The organism is Desulfofundulus thermosubterraneus DSM 16057, assembly GCF_900142025.1.
Lineage (GTDB): Bacteria > Bacillota > Desulfotomaculia > Desulfotomaculales > Desulfovirgulaceae > Desulfofundulus > Desulfofundulus thermosubterraneus.
This window is the reverse complement of sequence record NZ_FQZM01000059.1, coordinates 1-14,490: the sequence shown is the minus strand read 5'-3', so window position 1 is coordinate 14,490 and position 14,490 is coordinate 1. Positions and strand designations below refer to the sequence as shown.

Annotated in this window: 14 protein-coding genes, 4 tRNA genes and 1 riboswitch; all 18 genes read left to right on the top strand. The window is 55.1% G+C overall.

From position 1 onward, the window contains the following. The coding region (locus BUA65_RS16320) for a transposase domain-containing protein (RefSeq protein ID WP_131821483.1) at positions 1 to 292 on the top strand (292 nt) is incomplete at its 5' end. A 196-nt stretch (positions 293 to 488) separates the two neighbouring features. After that, a riboswitch (cyclic di-GMP riboswitch) is annotated at positions 489 to 574 on the top strand. 209 nt (positions 575 to 783) lie between these two features. After that, positions 784 to 2,028 carry an ATP-binding protein gene (locus tag BUA65_RS16315; protein WP_072871246.1) on the top strand — a complete coding sequence of 415 codons (1,245 nt, stop codon included), beginning with the start codon at positions 784 to 786 and terminating at the stop codon, positions 2,026 to 2,028. Between the two features lie 24 nt (positions 2,029 to 2,052). Continuing rightward, positions 2,053 to 2,364, top strand: coding sequence for an STAS domain-containing protein (locus BUA65_RS16310; RefSeq protein ID WP_242656373.1), 312 nt, complete (start codon positions 2,053 to 2,055; stop codon positions 2,362 to 2,364). A 7-nt stretch (positions 2,365 to 2,371) separates the two neighbouring features. Next, positions 2,372 to 3,097, top strand: coding sequence for a PP2C family protein-serine/threonine phosphatase (locus tag BUA65_RS16305; protein WP_072871245.1), 726 nt, complete (start codon positions 2,372 to 2,374; stop codon positions 3,095 to 3,097). Next, positions 3,087 to 3,398: an STAS domain-containing protein gene (locus tag BUA65_RS16300; RefSeq protein ID WP_242656372.1), complete on the top strand. Its 312-nt coding sequence runs from the start codon at positions 3,087 to 3,089 to the stop codon at positions 3,396 to 3,398. Before BUA65_RS16305 ends, BUA65_RS16300 begins: the two co-directional genes overlap by 11 nt. A gap of 16 nt (positions 3,399 to 3,414) precedes the next feature. Then, complete coding sequence (locus tag BUA65_RS16295; protein ID WP_072871241.1) at positions 3,415 to 5,292, top strand: flagellar assembly protein A; 1,878 nt, start codon at positions 3,415 to 3,417, stop codon at positions 5,290 to 5,292. Between the two features lie 597 nt (positions 5,293 to 5,889). Beyond that, positions 5,890 to 6,414, top strand: coding sequence for a GNAT family N-acetyltransferase (locus tag BUA65_RS16290; RefSeq protein WP_072871240.1), 525 nt, complete (start codon positions 5,890 to 5,892; stop codon positions 6,412 to 6,414). A 137-nt stretch (positions 6,415 to 6,551) separates the two neighbouring features. Next, a tRNA-His gene (locus BUA65_RS16285) sits at positions 6,552 to 6,628 on the top strand. Positions 6,629 to 6,631: 3 nt separating this feature from the next. After that, positions 6,632 to 6,706 (top strand) — tRNA-Gln (locus BUA65_RS16280). An 81-nt stretch (positions 6,707 to 6,787) separates the two neighbouring features. Beyond that, a tRNA-Lys gene (locus tag BUA65_RS16275) sits at positions 6,788 to 6,863 on the top strand. 8 nt (positions 6,864 to 6,871) lie between these two features. After that, a tRNA-Leu gene (locus BUA65_RS16270) sits at positions 6,872 to 6,955 on the top strand. A gap of 429 nt (positions 6,956 to 7,384) precedes the next feature. Beyond that, on the top strand, positions 7,385 to 9,418 hold the full coding sequence (locus tag BUA65_RS16265) for a CoB--CoM heterodisulfide reductase iron-sulfur subunit A family protein (protein ID WP_072871238.1): 2,034 nt from the start codon (positions 7,385 to 7,387) through the stop codon (positions 9,416 to 9,418). Next, positions 9,411 to 9,983, top strand: a complete 573-nt coding sequence (locus tag BUA65_RS16260) for a 4Fe-4S dicluster domain-containing protein (protein ID WP_072871236.1) — start codon at positions 9,411 to 9,413, stop codon at positions 9,981 to 9,983. The genes BUA65_RS16265 and BUA65_RS16260 overlap by 8 nt, the downstream gene beginning before the upstream one ends. A gap of 3 nt (positions 9,984 to 9,986) precedes the next feature. Beyond that, positions 9,987 to 10,877 (top strand): CoB--CoM heterodisulfide reductase iron-sulfur subunit B family protein, encoded by an 891-nt coding sequence (locus BUA65_RS16255; protein WP_072871235.1) that lies wholly within the window; start codon positions 9,987 to 9,989, stop codon positions 10,875 to 10,877. A gap of 3 nt (positions 10,878 to 10,880) precedes the next feature. Further along, a complete protein-coding gene (locus BUA65_RS16250) occupies positions 10,881 to 11,306 on the top strand; it encodes a hydrogenase iron-sulfur subunit (RefSeq protein ID WP_072871233.1) in 426 nt (141 codons plus the stop codon). After that, positions 11,296 to 12,255 carry an NADH-quinone oxidoreductase subunit B family protein gene (locus BUA65_RS16245; protein ID WP_072871231.1) on the top strand — a complete coding sequence of 320 codons (960 nt, stop codon included), beginning with the start codon at positions 11,296 to 11,298 and terminating at the stop codon, positions 12,253 to 12,255. The genes BUA65_RS16250 and BUA65_RS16245 overlap by 11 nt, the downstream gene beginning before the upstream one ends. A gap of 9 nt (positions 12,256 to 12,264) precedes the next feature. Beyond that, entirely contained in the window at positions 12,265 to 13,725 is a 1,461-nt protein-coding gene (locus tag BUA65_RS16240; protein WP_207543920.1) for a Ni/Fe hydrogenase subunit alpha, read from the top strand. Positions 13,726 to 13,742: 17 nt separating this feature from the next. Then, the gene (locus BUA65_RS16235; RefSeq protein ID WP_072871228.1) at positions 13,743 to 14,198 is read left to right on the top strand and encodes a hydrogenase maturation protease; all 456 of its coding nucleotides are present in this window, start codon (positions 13,743 to 13,745) and stop codon (positions 14,196 to 14,198) included. The last annotated feature ends 292 nt before the right edge of the window (positions 14,199 to 14,490 follow it).

The window sequence follows — 14,490 nt, the reverse complement described above, 5'->3', positions numbered from 1 at the left end:
TTTGCAGGATGGGCGCCTGGAACTGGATAACAACCGGAGTGAGCGGTCGATCAAACCCTTTGTCATTGGCCGCAAGAACTGGTTGTTTGCCAATACTCCGCGGGGTGCACGGGCCAGCGCTATTACTTACAGCATCATAGAAACGGCAAAGGAGAATGGGTTGAATCCTTTCCAATACCTCAGCTATCTTTTTGAAAGACTTCCCAATCTGGACCCCACAGACGGTAACGCCCTGGATCAGTTACTCCCCTGGTCCGATTCGTTACCCCCTGCCTGCAGGGCCAGTAAATAAGCTGGATTTTGTCCCCACCTGATTGCAAGGTGGGGTTTATTTTACGCTTACACTTTTGGGTGCAGGTATCTTGTTTGCGGACATGGCTTTGGTACCGGTGGTTATGGATCTTCAGGGGCTGAATTTTGCACTGGTCTGAAATTATCTGTGTTCTGGCGGTGTTGAATCAGCCCTTAACTTTAAATTAAAAACTTTATTGTGTTAAAGGCAAACCACCCGAAAGGGTGGGGCGCAAAGCCATGGGTCTGCAGCCCTAAAGGGTATGACTGCCAGGCTGCCGCGATAAAGGTATTGATATTGTTTTCAATAGTGTTTTGTTGCGGCAGTCTGGTCAGGCTGCCGTTCCTGTTCATAAAAATATGTCTATACCATTTGTGAGTATAGAGGTCGACTCTAACAGAGCCAATGGCTGGATCGTTTGCTGGCAATATTGTGGCTATTGAAAGAATATGCGGCCGGGAGGGGCTGAAAGGCAGAAGGGTGGTGAAAAAATGCGACGGTGTCTTGAGTGCGCAAAGAAAGAACCGGACCGTCCTTGTGTGGAGTGCCAGTATTTTGTCCAGCTAAGCCCCCTTCGCCGGGTGCCTTCGCCGCCTGTCCGGGTGTTACTGGAAGATGAGCATGGCAGGCAGTATCCGGCTCGCATCCTGGTGTTAAATACCACGGAGTTTGGGCTGGAAACGGAAGCCCCTGTTCCGGGGCGGTATGTAATCAGGCTGCAGGAAAACTTGTGGGTCGAGGTGGCCGGGGTACCGTTCAAAGGGAAAAATAACGTCCACGTTTTTGATATCCTGTGTGTTCACCGGAAGCAGGGGACTGCCCGTCGTCTTAGCAGGGAGGAGTATCAGTTGCTGGCCGGAAGCGCCGGCGAGCTAATACAGGAGATTTCCCGGCACTTGCCGGAGCACCTTCAGGACCTGGTCAGGGAGAAACTGCTGGCTGAGGTGGAGAAATCCGAACTAATTAACGCTCTCAGGGTGGGGAAGGTGATGAAATATGAAGGAGGGCGCTTCCGCTACCTTTCGGGCCAGGCTGACCTGGACCTGCCTATGGAAGAAGCGGAAAAACTGATGCGCCAGGCTATCCGCCAGGCCGAACACCGCCGCGAGGTAATCATTAGCGCTGACGGGCAAAAGGTGTTTGACCTTCACGGCGTGCCCTTCGACCACAGGAGCGGTGGACTGCTGGCCTTTGACATCACCGAGGTGATTGAAAAGGAGAGAAAGATGCACCAGCAGGAGATGCAGGCTTACCGGGAGGCCATAGCGGCGGTAACGGGGGGCCGGTTATACCTGGTGAATAGTGGAGAAATGGAAAAAGTGATCTCAGAAGGGACGGAACTGGCCAGGGGTGAGGTCCGGCAGACCCATGACATTCCGGAAGCCCGCCGGGCAATGCGGGAAGCCTTGCCTGTTCTCGACAGCCGCAGGCAGCACGCGATTGCCTTGTGCTTGACAGAGGCGCTGGCCAATGCTCTCAAACATGCAGGGGGCGGTTGCTGGCAAGCCAGGCAGTCAGGGGATATCGTCAGGATTATCGTTCAGGACCGGGGTCCGGGAATCAAAACCAGCGAATTGGCCCGGGCAACGCTGATGCAGCATTATTCAACCAAGAATTCCCTGGGGTGTGGATTTACCCTGATGCTCTACTATGCGGACCACCTCTACCTTAATACAGGACCGTCAGGTACTGCCCTGGCCCTGGACTTCGGCATTAAAACCGGACAAGACCAATGAAAGAGGGTGATTTTGTTGCTGAAAGTGGATGTTTACGTTGACCGGGGGGTGTGCCGGCTGGTGCTGAACGGTGAATTGGACGTGGAAACGGTAGCGCAGTTACAAGAAGTTGTTGGGAAAGTGGGAGAACACACGCTGGAAGTTGACCTGTCGGGCGTTTCTTTCGTTGATTCCACCGGTCTGAAAAGTTTACTGGACATTAGCAACGACTGGCGGCAAAAAGGAGGCCAGATGCTGATTTTGAGGCCGCAACCTGATGTGGCGGAGGTGATGCGGCTGGTAGGGCTGGACAGGCTCCTGGCGCAAAACACCGCTCCGGGCGGAGAAGAGAGGTAGGAGCAGGATGGGAGAAGTGATTACAGGAAATGGAAAAATACTAAGGGCTTACGGGTTGGAAGTTAGTGGGTGTAGCCTGCCTGCCGAACAGGTCGGGGGAGATTTTTTTGAGTTTATTTCCTGCGACGAGAGAACCGTGTTTGCCGTCATCGGAGACGTAATGGGTAAAGGATTCCATGCGGCCCGGCTGATGGAAACAATCCGCCATATGCTCCGGGAGTGTATCAGGATTAATCCCCATCCTCTGGAGGTGGTGCGCCGGTTAAACAAGGTGGGAGGGGATGAACTGCGGAAATGCGGGGCTTTTGCCACCCTATGCCTGCTGTGTTACGACGGGATAACTGGACGCCTCTCCTGTGTCAATGCAGGGCACCACCCTCCCCTCCTTCTATCTGACGGTAAGGTGAAAGTGGCCCGGTGCCGGGGAGTCGCCTTGGGCCTGCTGGAAGATTACCTTGGGTCAGGGGTGGAGGAATTTTTTCTTGCCGCCGGAGATGCGGTGGTGCTATATACCGATGGACTTGTGGAGGCCTGTGGACCGGGCGAGCAAAGGTACGGGCAGGAACGATTAAAGGAGATAGTTCGCCTTCAGAATGGCGCTGATGCAGATAGGATGAGACAAAACATTTTATCTGACCTGGAGACATTTATCCGCGGTTTTTCCCAAAAGGATGACGTGACACTGGTTGTTATGAAGGTGACGGGAAGGGTAGGTGAAAAGGGTGGAGATTAGAGTCCGGCAGAAGAAAGGGATGGCAATCCTGGAGGTGGAAGGCGAACTGGATTTCAGCAACGTGGAGCAGTTACAACAGGAAATTCAGCGACGGCCGGAGGAAGTGGTGGAGATAGATCTGCAGGGACTTCGGTTCATAGACTCTTCCGGGGCGGGAATGCTCCTGAGCCAGGCCAGACACCTGTTCAGGCAGGGTCGGACCCTGAGAATTGTTGGCATCCCCGATCTTATTCGGGAAGACCTGGAAGTGATAGGTTTTTTTCGTGTACTGGAAATCATAGAGACTAATCCCAACGCTTAGCAGGAGGTGAGTTCCTGTGAAAGAAGAGACTACCCGGGGCTCCCCCGCAGCAACGGCGAATGCAGTGGACAATGCTTTTCCGGACGGAGAAACGGTGGGTCCATATGCTTTTGTGAAACAGGGGTGCATTGTTGTCCGGCACCGTCCAGAGGGACCTTACCCGGTGGTGGTACCTTGCCCGGGGGTAAGGCTGATTGTTAACGGCCGGGAGTGCACTCAACCCACCCCCGTATCCATGAAGGATACGGTGCGGGTGGAAACGGTGGAAGAGCGTAGAGAAGGGAACTGGTCCGTGTCCGTTTCTTCCGATGGTCTACAAGCGATATTGCGAACGCGCCCTACGGTAATAGTTCACCGGGAACTGCCGGATCTCCCGCCTGCCAGGATACTACAACTGGCGGTAGTGGAACGGGAAGAACGTCTTCCACCACTCACATGGGACGAACTATTGCGGGAGTTGTCCCGGCTGGGAATTAACTATGGCGTAGACTGGGAAGCTTGCTTTCGTGGTGTTACATCCTGCGCTGAAGAGGAGGTGGTTATCGCCCGGGGTATTCCTGCAGAACCGGGAAAAGACGGCTGGGTAGAATTGCTTTTTTCTTCTAATTCCAAGGTGCCGGTACTGGCGGGGGAAGACGAAGCGGTGGATTTCCGGGAACGCTATGTTTTTACTTCGGTGGAGGCGGGAGACGTCCTGGCTATCAAACACCCGCCTGAGCCGGGTCGTCCCGGCACCAGCGTCAGGGGTGAGGTAATTGTGCCGCCGTCGCCCCGGGACTTCATCCTTTCGGTAGGCGAAGGAGCGGTACTTACCAGGGATGGTGATCGGGCCGTAGCGGCCCGGCCTGGACGTCCTGTGGCCTCCCGCTGGCGCAACTTAGTAAAGGTAAGTGTGTTACCTGAGTTGGTGCATGATGGTGACGTAGACCTTGCTTCAGGTAACATTGTCTTTAAAGGAGATATCCTGATTGCCGGTAATGTGGCAGAAGGGATGGTGGTAGAAGCGGGCGGGAATGTCAGGGTGGGAGGGTTGGTCTCCGGCGCGAGGGTTCAAGCCACGGGATCCATCCTGATCAGGGGGAATATCCTGTCATCGGTAGTAATCGCAGGAGGAGCTCCTGCTTTCCTACAAGGAATGCTGCCACAGGTTCATACCCTGGCGGCCGGTTTGCAAGAGATGACCCTGGCTATCCGGCAGTTACTGGCTCACCCGGCGTTTAAGCAGGGCGATCTTAAACGCGGTATCGGCCCCCTGGTAAAGTTGCTGCTGGAGGGGAAATTTCGCCATCTTCCTGCTGCCGCCAGTACCTTCAAGAAGCAGGTTGAAACTATGCCCCCGGGAATGGCCGCTGAAGGCCTGGAAGAATTTATCCGGGAAGTCGAACGGGTGCTGGTTCGTTCCCCTCTGGCCGTGCGTGACCTCCAGGAGATCGAAGCATTGGCCCGGCGAGCCGGGGAATGGGAACAGGCCTTTGCGTCCCCGCCGTCTGCAGAAAGTGATGTGGTGGCGTCAAGTGTCCACAATTCTACCGTTGTAGCTACCGGCGATGTCCTGGTGGTGGGGAGTGGTTGTTATAATTCCCGGATCCAGGCTGGTAAGAAGGTGACTGTATCCGGGGTATTTCGCGGTGGCGAGATACAGGCTGGCGGGGATGTGCATGTGGGAGAGTTGGGGTCTAGAGGTGGGGCCACCACGAGGGTGGTGACTGGCCCGGCAGCCGTGGTTACCGTAGGATATGCCTTTGAGAACACTTCTATAGTGGTGGGCGGCCGGGTTTATCGTTTTGATAGGGAGGAAAAAGGCATCCGCCTCTGGTTGGATAAAGAAGGGAACCTCAGGTCCAAAGGAATTCCAGCTTGGGAAATTACAGATCTGCCGCAAAACCGTCGCTGATTCTGCTGGATTACCAGCAAGGACGCCACGAAGATTTGAGCTGGCGCACCTTAACGGTGGTTGCGTCTTTTACGGGCGCGGTCTGTCCGGCAAAATCCACGAACATCTTCTCCCTGGCGCGGTAGGTCTGGTGCATTTCTGGCAAATTACAGGCGCCATAGAAACAAATGACATTAGTAGAAAGCCGGGCGCCATTTTTTGCGCCCGGCCTGAAGGTTTTTACTGGGCCTGGTAGGGGAAAAAGCCCTTGCCGAAGAACAGCAGGATCAGAATCAGGAAGAGAATGAAGGAGAATTGGCCGTAGTAGTAGTAGCCGGGATCAGGAGCCATATAGCTGCCTCCTTTCTTTATTTTGGTATTTTATTGGTTTCAATAATAGAGTATGAACGAAGCCTGAAAAAGGTGCAGAGCTTAAGATAAAGTTGGAAACTGGTTCCAGCCACTTGTTTAATGGATAGGATGGGGATTCCAAAAACTCGGTACCGTGGTATAATTAAGATTGGTATAATAGATTATTTTAGGAGAGGAAAAGCTCCGAGGGACAACCCGGTTACCGCGGCAACCTGCACGGAGCGATCATAAGGTGGTGGGGGTTTCTTGATATCGCGGAGGGATTATCATTTTTATCTTTACTTTCCGGAAAGGGCAGAGCAAATTGGTACCTATTTTGCCAGCCGCCTACCGGGGGTAGGAAAGGTACCGTGGTTTATTTGTGAAACTCTTTCCTGTTTGTTTGATGACCTGGGAGAGATTAATCCCGACTATCCCGGTTTTAAGAAGATGTCAGAGCATTTTGTCCTCTCCATGTTCGGCAGCGATGGCCAGCCGGTGGGGTTCTGCGTATTTATCCCGGAACGATTGGACTTAATTCAAATTGATATTATACTGATCAAAAAAGAATTGCGGGAAAGGGGATTGGGCAGGTTACTGCTGGGTTACCTGGAGCAGGCGTTGGAACAGGGCACTATTCTGTATGTCAGACAGGTAACTAACACAGGTAGGAAATTTTTCACCCGTTGTGGCTTTGCTCGAGATGTACAACTATTTAAAGTATTAAGTGAAAATAATCGTTTGCTCAAAGAAAAAGCCTGCTATACACCGGCCGTTTGTGCCTGCGTATAGCTGGTCAGTACCCGTCGTTGTTATAAATTTACACCTAAATCTCCTTGACTTTTGGGAACGGGATTGTTATAATAACAAATGCTGACGGGGCAGGGACCCACCGGATAAGGTGTCGTTCCTCTCCGAAGTAGCATGTGGTGGATGTAGCTCAGTTGGTTAGAGCACCAGGTTGTGGCCCTGGGGGTCGTGGGTTCGAGTCCCATCTTCCACCCCACGCTGGGGCGTAGCCAAGCGGTAAGGCAGCGGGCTTTGGACCCGCCATTCGTTGGTTCGAATCCAGCCGCCCCAGCCAAACAAGACAGTAGTAGTTGGTCGCATCAGGCAATTATTTTTGCCAGCGGCCAACTATAATTTTATATTTACAGAATTAAGTGGGCCATTAGCTCAGCTGGTAGAGCACCTGACTTTTAATCAGGGAGTCGGAGGTTCGAGTCCTCCATGGCTCACCAGTTTTTATGCGGGCGTGGCGGAATGGCAGACGCGCCGGACTTAGGATCCGGTGGGGCAACCCGTGGGAGTTCAAGTCTCCCCGCCCGCACCAAAAACAGAAAAATTAAGGGTTTGCGAGTTGGCAATAAGTGCCACCGGATGCAGGAAAAGTATAGTCCGGTGGTATTAAAAAGGCACGCAAGCCACACCGGATTCAGCCTCCTTCGGTTACCCGTTACGTAAAAACCTGGGTAGCGAAGGAGGCTTGCTTTTTTGGCGAAGGGGAAAGTTTTACGCATTCGGAAGGACGTACCGGCAACCTGGGAGGAAGCTTTGCAACAGTTCCTTTAACAGAGCGGTTCTACTGAACATTTGCCGAATTGGTTATTACCATTTACATCAACCTGCAATACCATAAGCCGATATTAGCGTGCTCATTAAGAATAACAATTTTACAGTTACACGCACAAGGGGTAATTTTATGTTAAGAAATTTGAGATAAGAAAAGTTACCTATTTGTCTCTTTTTAGGAGGAGATACGGTGTCCAGGATTGGTGTCTATGTATGTCACTGCGGCGAGAACATCGCCGGCGCTGTGGATGTGGAAGAGGTTAGAAAATACGCAGAGACGCTGCCGGGTGTAGTTGTGGCCCGGGACTATCTCTTCATGTGTTCGGATCCCGGCCAGGAATTAATCAAGCAGGATATCAGGGACGGCCTTGTAGACCGGGTAGTGGTGGCGGCCTGCACACCGCGCACGCACGAACCCATCTTCCGCAAGGCGGTCGAAAATGGTGGCCTTAACAAGTACTTCTTCGAAATGGCGAACATCCGCGACCAGGACAGCTGGCCGCACTGGCACGACAGGGAAGGTGCCACCGCCAAAGCAAAGAAACTGGTCGCCAGTGCGGTGGCAAAGGTCGCCTTGTTGGAGCCCCTGGAGGACAGGTATGTGGATGTCACGAGATCCTCTCTAGTTATCGGCGGCGGTGTAGCCGGCATGTTCGCCGCGCTCGATTTAGCCAATATGGGCTACAAGGTCTACCTGGTTGAGAAGAACCCGTCCATAGGCGGCAACATGGCCAAACTCGACAAGACCTTCCCCACGAACGACTGCTCCGCCTGTATCCTGACGCCCATTATGGTACAGGTGGGAACCCACCCCAACATTGAACTCCTTACCTATTCCGAAGTTGAATCCGTTGAAGGCTCCATCGGAAACTTCAAGGTCAAGGTTAGAAAGAAACAGACGTATGTGGACTGGGACAGATGCACCGGGTGTGGGGACTGCGTGGAGGCCTGCCCGGCCAGGGTGCCGAACGAGTTCAACGAGGGTATGGATAAGCGGAAGGCCATCTATATCGAGTTCCCGCAGGCGGTGCCCAAACGGGCCGTACTCGACATCGAGCATTGCATCAACTGTGCGAAGCGTGCCATCGGTACAGAACCCAGGATTCATTCGAAGACGGGAGAGCCCATCCTGGCTCCCTGCGAGAAGGCTTGCAAGACGGGCGCTTGCGACCGTTCGAAGCCGTACAACCCGGATGGCGAGATTATGGAGCTGAGTGTGGGCACCATTATCGTAGCCACCGGATACAAGGTCATGGACAAGACCCCGTTCAAGGAATACTCGCCGCAGTCACCCAACGTCATTACCGCGATGCAGCTCGAACGCATTCTTTCGGCGACCGGTCCCACGGAAGGAGAGCTCAGGCGCCCCTCGGACGGTGAAAAGCCCAGGACCATCGTCTTTATTTCCTGTGTCGGTAGCCGGGATAAGAACCACCATACCTATTGCTCGAAGGTATGCTGCATGTACATGCTCAAAGAGGCCCGGTTGATCAAGGAAAAATATCCGAACATCAATATCTACATCTTCTTCATCGACGTGAGGACCGCCGGCAAGGACTTCGAGGAGTACTACAACTACTGCCGCGGTCTCGGTATCAAGATGATCCGGGGCCGCGTAGGTGCGGTGGATGAGCTGGCGGGCGACCGGTTAAGAGTACGCGCCTACGACGTCGACCTGGGCGTTCCTGTGGAACTGGAGGCCGATCTGGTGGTTCTCGCCACCGCCATCGAGCCCGCGCCGGGCCTGGAGGAACTCGGCCGGAAGCTCGGCATCACCTGTGGCAGCGAAGGGTTCATGAAGGAATTGCACACAAAGCTGTATCCGGTGGAAACGCCGGTCAAGGGCATTTACATCGCCGGGTGCGCTCAGGGACCCAAGGATATCCCCGAGTCCGTATCGCAAGCCCGGGCCGCTTCTTCGGCAGCGGCGGTACCGCTTGCCATGGGAAGGGTTCTTGTGGAGCCGCTGATTTCTGAAGTGGACCAGGAAAAGTGCAGCGGCTGCGGTATCTGTGTGCCGCTGTGTCCGTATCTGGCCATAAGCATGGTGGAGTACAGGGAAAAACCGCTGTCCAGGATTAACGAGGCGCTGTGCGCGGGTTGCGGCGTATGTGCGGCGGCCTGCCCGTCCGGGGCGATCACGCTGCACGGGTACACCAGTGCGCAGATCCACGCTCAGATTGAAGCTTTAACCGCTGGTATCGGGGGTGGTGCGAATGTCTAGCGCCCAGGCTGCATCGCTGGTAATAAACCTTACCGATAGCGAACCGGGTTTTGCGGATGAGATAAAGGAACTGGGTGGCGAGGAGTTGCTGGAGTGCATCCAGTGTGCCAAATGCGCCGCCGCCTGTCCCATGGTACTGGCCGGTTTTTCCTTTTTTAACAAGCGGATTATTCAAGCGATCTTGCTGGGCTTAAGAGAAGTGCTGCTGGACGATTCCTCCATCTGGGCCTGCCAGTCCTGCAACCGCTGTACTGAAGTGTGTCCGCGTGAGGTTAACCCCTTTGAAATCATCCAGGCTATGCGGCGGGTGGCGGTACGGGAATTCGCGTTGCCGACCATGTCCATTGAAGGGCTCAAGTCGCTTTACGATACAGGCCACGCAGTTTACCTGGCAGGAGCCGGGAATACGCGGGCAAAAGTGGGGCTTCCGGAAAAGCCGCCCTCCACGGTTGCGTACCCGGAAGCCTTAAAAGAACTGCAGGCGATTATGCGTAAAACGGCCCTGGCCGACCTGGGGATCATCCCCATGAACGGGTTCGGTGTAGCTGATACTTGCGAGGTGTAGCCAATGAAGCTGGGGTTTTTTGTCGGTTGTAACACGGCGTTTAACAGGCCTGACCTGGAGCGGGCCACCCGTTATGCTTTCCCTGCACTCGGGGTAGAGCTGGATGACCTGGAAGGACAGTCGTGCTGTCCCGTGTGGGGCACCATGCCGTCCGTTGACCTGGTGGGTTGGTGTGCCGTAGCGGCCAGGAACTGGGCGATAGCCGAGGAAAAAGGCCTGGACATCGTTACGGTGTGTGGGAGCTGCTACGGTAGTCTGGCCGAAACGCGGTATAAGATGTTGACCCATCCCGATATAAAGGCCCAGGTGAACGAAATTCTCAAGGAGATTGGCAAGGAGTACAAGGGAACAAGTAAGGTGAGGCTTGCCTTCAACTACCTCTACTACGAGGTTGGGCCGGACAGGATCAGGGAGGTTATCAAGCATAAGCTTGAAGGCCTGACCGTTGCTATCCAGCCCGGCTGTCACTCCCTGTGGCCTAGCAAAGTGTACGTAGATAAGGAGGAGGATCCCTTCCACCCAAAGGTTCTGAAGGAGATGTGCGAAGTTCTGGGTGCCACGGTCCCCTATTACAGCCGGTTGCTGGACTGCTGCGGTATGGGGGCCATGCGGAGCACCAACAGGGAAAGGTCCTTCAGCCTCTTCCAGAAAAAGCTTGTTTCCATTAAGGAAGAAGTGGATCCCGATCTGATCGTGACCGGTTGCAGTTCCTGTCTCATCCAGTTCGACACCGCGCAGGAATTCTTGCGCAAGGACAGGGAGATCAACTTCGAGATACCTGCCCTGCACTACATGCAGGTCCTGGCGTTATGCCTGGGAGCTGATCCGGAGCAGGTAACAGGTCTCGCGAGGACGAACGTAGGCCAGGTCGTGAAGAAGATTTTGGAGGGATGAAAAATGAGTGACTGGAGGCCCAATATAGTGGTCTTTGCCTGTAACTGGTGTACGTACCAGGGAGCCGACCTCGCGGGGAGTCTGCGATGCGACTACCCGTCCACCGTAAACATCATCCGGGTCCCATGCAGCGGGCGGGTAGAACCGGAGTTCATTGTCGCCGCCCTCAAAAACGGGGCCGACGGCGTCTTCATCGGCGGCTGCCATCCCGGCGATTGCCATTACAGGGAAGGGAACCACAGGGCGATCCGGAGATTCATCCTGTTGAAGCGGGTACTCACCAGCATGGGTGTTGAGCCCGAAAGGGTGAGGCTTGAATGGATCTCCGGGTCCGAAGGCAAGCGGTTCGCAAAGGTCATGAAAGAGTTTAACGAAACGATCATGGCGTTAGGACCAAACCCCATCGGGAGGGATGGCAATGGCCGGTAAGCTCACACTTGCGTATTTCCTTTCCGGTGGGTGCGGCGGTTGCGACATGGCCATTGTGGACCTATCGGAAACCCTCGTGGATGTTTTACCCCGGCTGGAAGTAGTCTTCTGGGCACCAACCGTAGCCGACGTTAAGTATAAGGAGCTTGAGGCCATGCCGGATAAGTCGATCGACGTGGGTCTGTACTCCGGCATGGTGCGGCTCGGTGAGCAGGAGCACATTGCGAAGGTAATGCGCGCGAAATGCAAGGTCCTGGTTGCATGGGGCGCCTGCGCCGCCCTCGGTGGCATTCCGGGCATGGGCAACATGCACACCAGGGAGGAAATCTTCAAAACGGCCTACTTTGATACGTACAGTACCGATAACCCTGACGGCATCACACCGCAAACCAGGTGTGTGGTTGACGGTAAATACGAACTTACGCTCCCTGAGTTCTACGAATATGTCAGGCCATTGCACCACGTGGTAGATGTTGACTATTTCGTCGGCGGTTGCCCGCCCCATCACTCCTTTGTAGCAGAGGCGATCTCCGCTGTTCTGGAGGGCAAGTTGCCACCGCCTGGGTCCTGGATTACAGGTGGTAAGGCGGTCTGTGATATTTGCAGACGAAATCCTGCGTTGCGGGGAGAAGAGCGGGAGCCGATTACGGCCGTCAAGCGGACCATCGAGGGGGTACCGGCGGAAGGTAAGTGCCTGTTGCAAGAAGGGTACCTTTGTTTAGGACCGGTTACCCAGGGTGACTGTAAAGCCCTCTGCCCGAAAGTAAATATACCCTGTCGCGGCTGCGGCGGGCCGATACCGGGCGTAAAGGACTTCGGCCTCCGTGCCATCGGTGCAATTGCTGCTTCGCTGGCGAACGAAGAACTGGTCGACCAGATCCCCAGCCCGGTGAAGCTGTTCTACCGGTACTCGCTACCTGCTTCAATGCTGGGCAGAAAGGTAAAGTAAGGGGTGAGGATGTTGAAGAAGATCGAAATCAACCCGTTGACGAGGCTTGAGGGCCACGGCAAGATAGCCATCTTCCTGGATGACCAGGGGAATGTGGACAATGCCTTCTTCCAGGTAGTAGAGCTTAGAGGGTACGAGCGTTTCCTCACCGGTATGCCCATTGAGGAAGTGCCCAGAACGGTTTCCACTATCTGCGGGGTATGCCGTTGCGTGCACTTCACCGCTTCGATAAAGGCTGCCGATGCCGTTTACAATGTGGAGCCAACCCCGACGGCGAAGAAAATCAGGGAGTTGCTTTTAAACGCCCATTACGTCGAAGACCACTGCGCCATCCTGTACGCCCTGGGCTTCCCGGATTTCGTGGTGGGTCCCACCGCCAGCGCTGCCACCCGCAACCTCATCGGGCTGATCCAGGCCGTGGGAGCCGAAACCGGTAAGCTGGTGCTCAAGAAGCGGCAAGCGGCGGTTAAGGTCATCGAGATGCTGGCCGGCCGGCCCATTCACCCGGTGGCTGCGCTGCCCGGCGGCTGGTCCAAGCGGGTCACGGAGGAAGAAAGAAAAGAAATCCTCGAGCTGTCGAAAGAGATGGTCGAACTGGCCCAGCTAACTCTTAAGATCTTTGAGGACATGGTACTCAAGAACAAGGAGTACATGGACCTGGTTACCGGTGACGTGTATAAGGTGGTTTGCAACTATATGGGTACGGTGGACGACAAGAACCGGGTCCAGTACTACGATGGCATCCAGCGGATCGTGGACACTAAGGGTAACGAGATCGGCCGCTTCACGGGCAAAGGGTACCTGGACTATATCGCCGAGCGCGTCCTGCCCTGGAGCTACCTGAAGATGCCGTATATCAAGCCGCTGGGATGGAAAGGTGTAATGGATGGCGAGGGTACCAGTCTCTACTGTGTTGGCCCGCTGGCCAGGCTCAACGTTGCAGACGGCATGGATACGCCGCTGGCCCAGGAGGCGTATGAGAAGATGTACGCCACTTTCGGCACCAAACCCGTGCACAACATCCTGGCTTACCACTGGGCGCGCGCCATCGAGCTCCTGAACGCAGCCGAGAAGGTGCAGCAGCTGGCCGCCGATGAGAGCATTACAAGCCCGGACATCCGGGTCGAGCTGGGCAAACCCGGCGAAGGTGTAGGTATCATCGAGGCCGTGCGCGGGGTGCTGATCCACCACTACAAGACCGACGACCAGGGCATCGTGCAGGAGGCCAACCTGATCGTGGCCACGACCCATAACAAGGGACCCATCAACGTGGCCGTCAGGCGGGCCGCCCGGCACTTCATAAAGAACGGCCAGGTGGACGAGGGCATCTTGAACTACATTGAGATGGCCTACCGGCCGTACGACATCTGCCTGGCGTGTGCTACCCACACCCTGCCGGGCCGGTTGCCGATCCAGGTGGATATCTACGACAGCAAGGGAGAGCTATACAGGACGCTGAGGAATTACTGAACAAGGGTTGCAGTGCCATGCGAACCATTGTTGTGGGCATTGGGAATCCTGTCCTTAGGGATGACTCCGTTGGCATCAAGGTGGCCCAGCACTTCGAAGGGCTGGTCGACACGGAAATATTGATGACCACCGATTTCAAGGTCCTGGACAAGATTCTGGGTTACGAACGGGCCATCATCGTCGACGGGGTGCGGCTGGGGAAAGAACCCGGTACGGTGCTGGAATTTGACGTTGACGACCTCTTCTATACCTGTACTTTCTCGGGTACCCACAACCTCAGCCTGCCTGCGACTTTGAAGATCGGGTACCAGCTGTTCGGCGACGAAATGCCGCGGGATATCAAAATCATTGCTATCGAGGTGGAAGATATAACCACCTTCAGCAAGGAATGTACTCCCGCGGTGCAGGCGGCGATCCCGAAAGTTGTAGAACGGGTAAAGCGCTACCTGGAAAACGGCAACGGGGCTAACTGAAGGATACGGAAAAAAACGACAAAGGCCGCTACCGCAAGGTAGCGGCCTGTTCTACGTGCGCCCGGCATGGGCGTTAACTTGGTGGTGAAAGTCCACTGCAGGCGAGGCAGCACGAGTCTGCTAGCCAAAGGCAAGGGTGTCCATCGCGAGGTGGAATCCGAAGGAAGCCGGAGGCAAAACCACGGCCCGATGAACAAGAACCCCATAAGAGGCTAAGCCGTTCGGATGAGCTGGCGTGACACAGCGAAATCCCAGGCTGCCAAGGGACGGCGGAGTATATGGGGCGGGCACG

Bases quoted from the DNA above. Each gene is read 5' to 3' on its own strand.
- BUA65_RS16235 (WP_072871228.1), top strand. From the start codon at position 13,743: ATGCGAACCATTGTTGTGGGCATTGGGAATCCTGTCCTTAGGGATGAC.
- BUA65_RS16260 (WP_072871236.1), top strand. From the start codon at position 9,411: ATGTCTAGCGCCCAGGCTGCATCGCTGGTAATAAACCTTACCGATAGC.
- BUA65_RS16245 (WP_072871231.1), top strand. From the start codon at position 11,296: ATGGCCGGTAAGCTCACACTTGCGTATTTCCTTTCCGGTGGGTGCGGC.
- BUA65_RS16250 (WP_072871233.1), top strand. From the start codon at position 10,881: ATGAGTGACTGGAGGCCCAATATAGTGGTCTTTGCCTGTAACTGGTGT.
- BUA65_RS16305 (WP_072871245.1), top strand. From the start codon at position 2,372: ATGGGAGAAGTGATTACAGGAAATGGAAAAATACTAAGGGCTTACGGG.
- BUA65_RS16315 (WP_072871246.1), top strand. From the start codon at position 784: ATGCGACGGTGTCTTGAGTGCGCAAAGAAAGAACCGGACCGTCCTTGT.
- BUA65_RS16240 (WP_207543920.1), top strand. From the start codon at position 12,265: ATGTTGAAGAAGATCGAAATCAACCCGTTGACGAGGCTTGAGGGCCAC.
- BUA65_RS16255 (WP_072871235.1), top strand. From the start codon at position 9,987: ATGAAGCTGGGGTTTTTTGTCGGTTGTAACACGGCGTTTAACAGGCCT.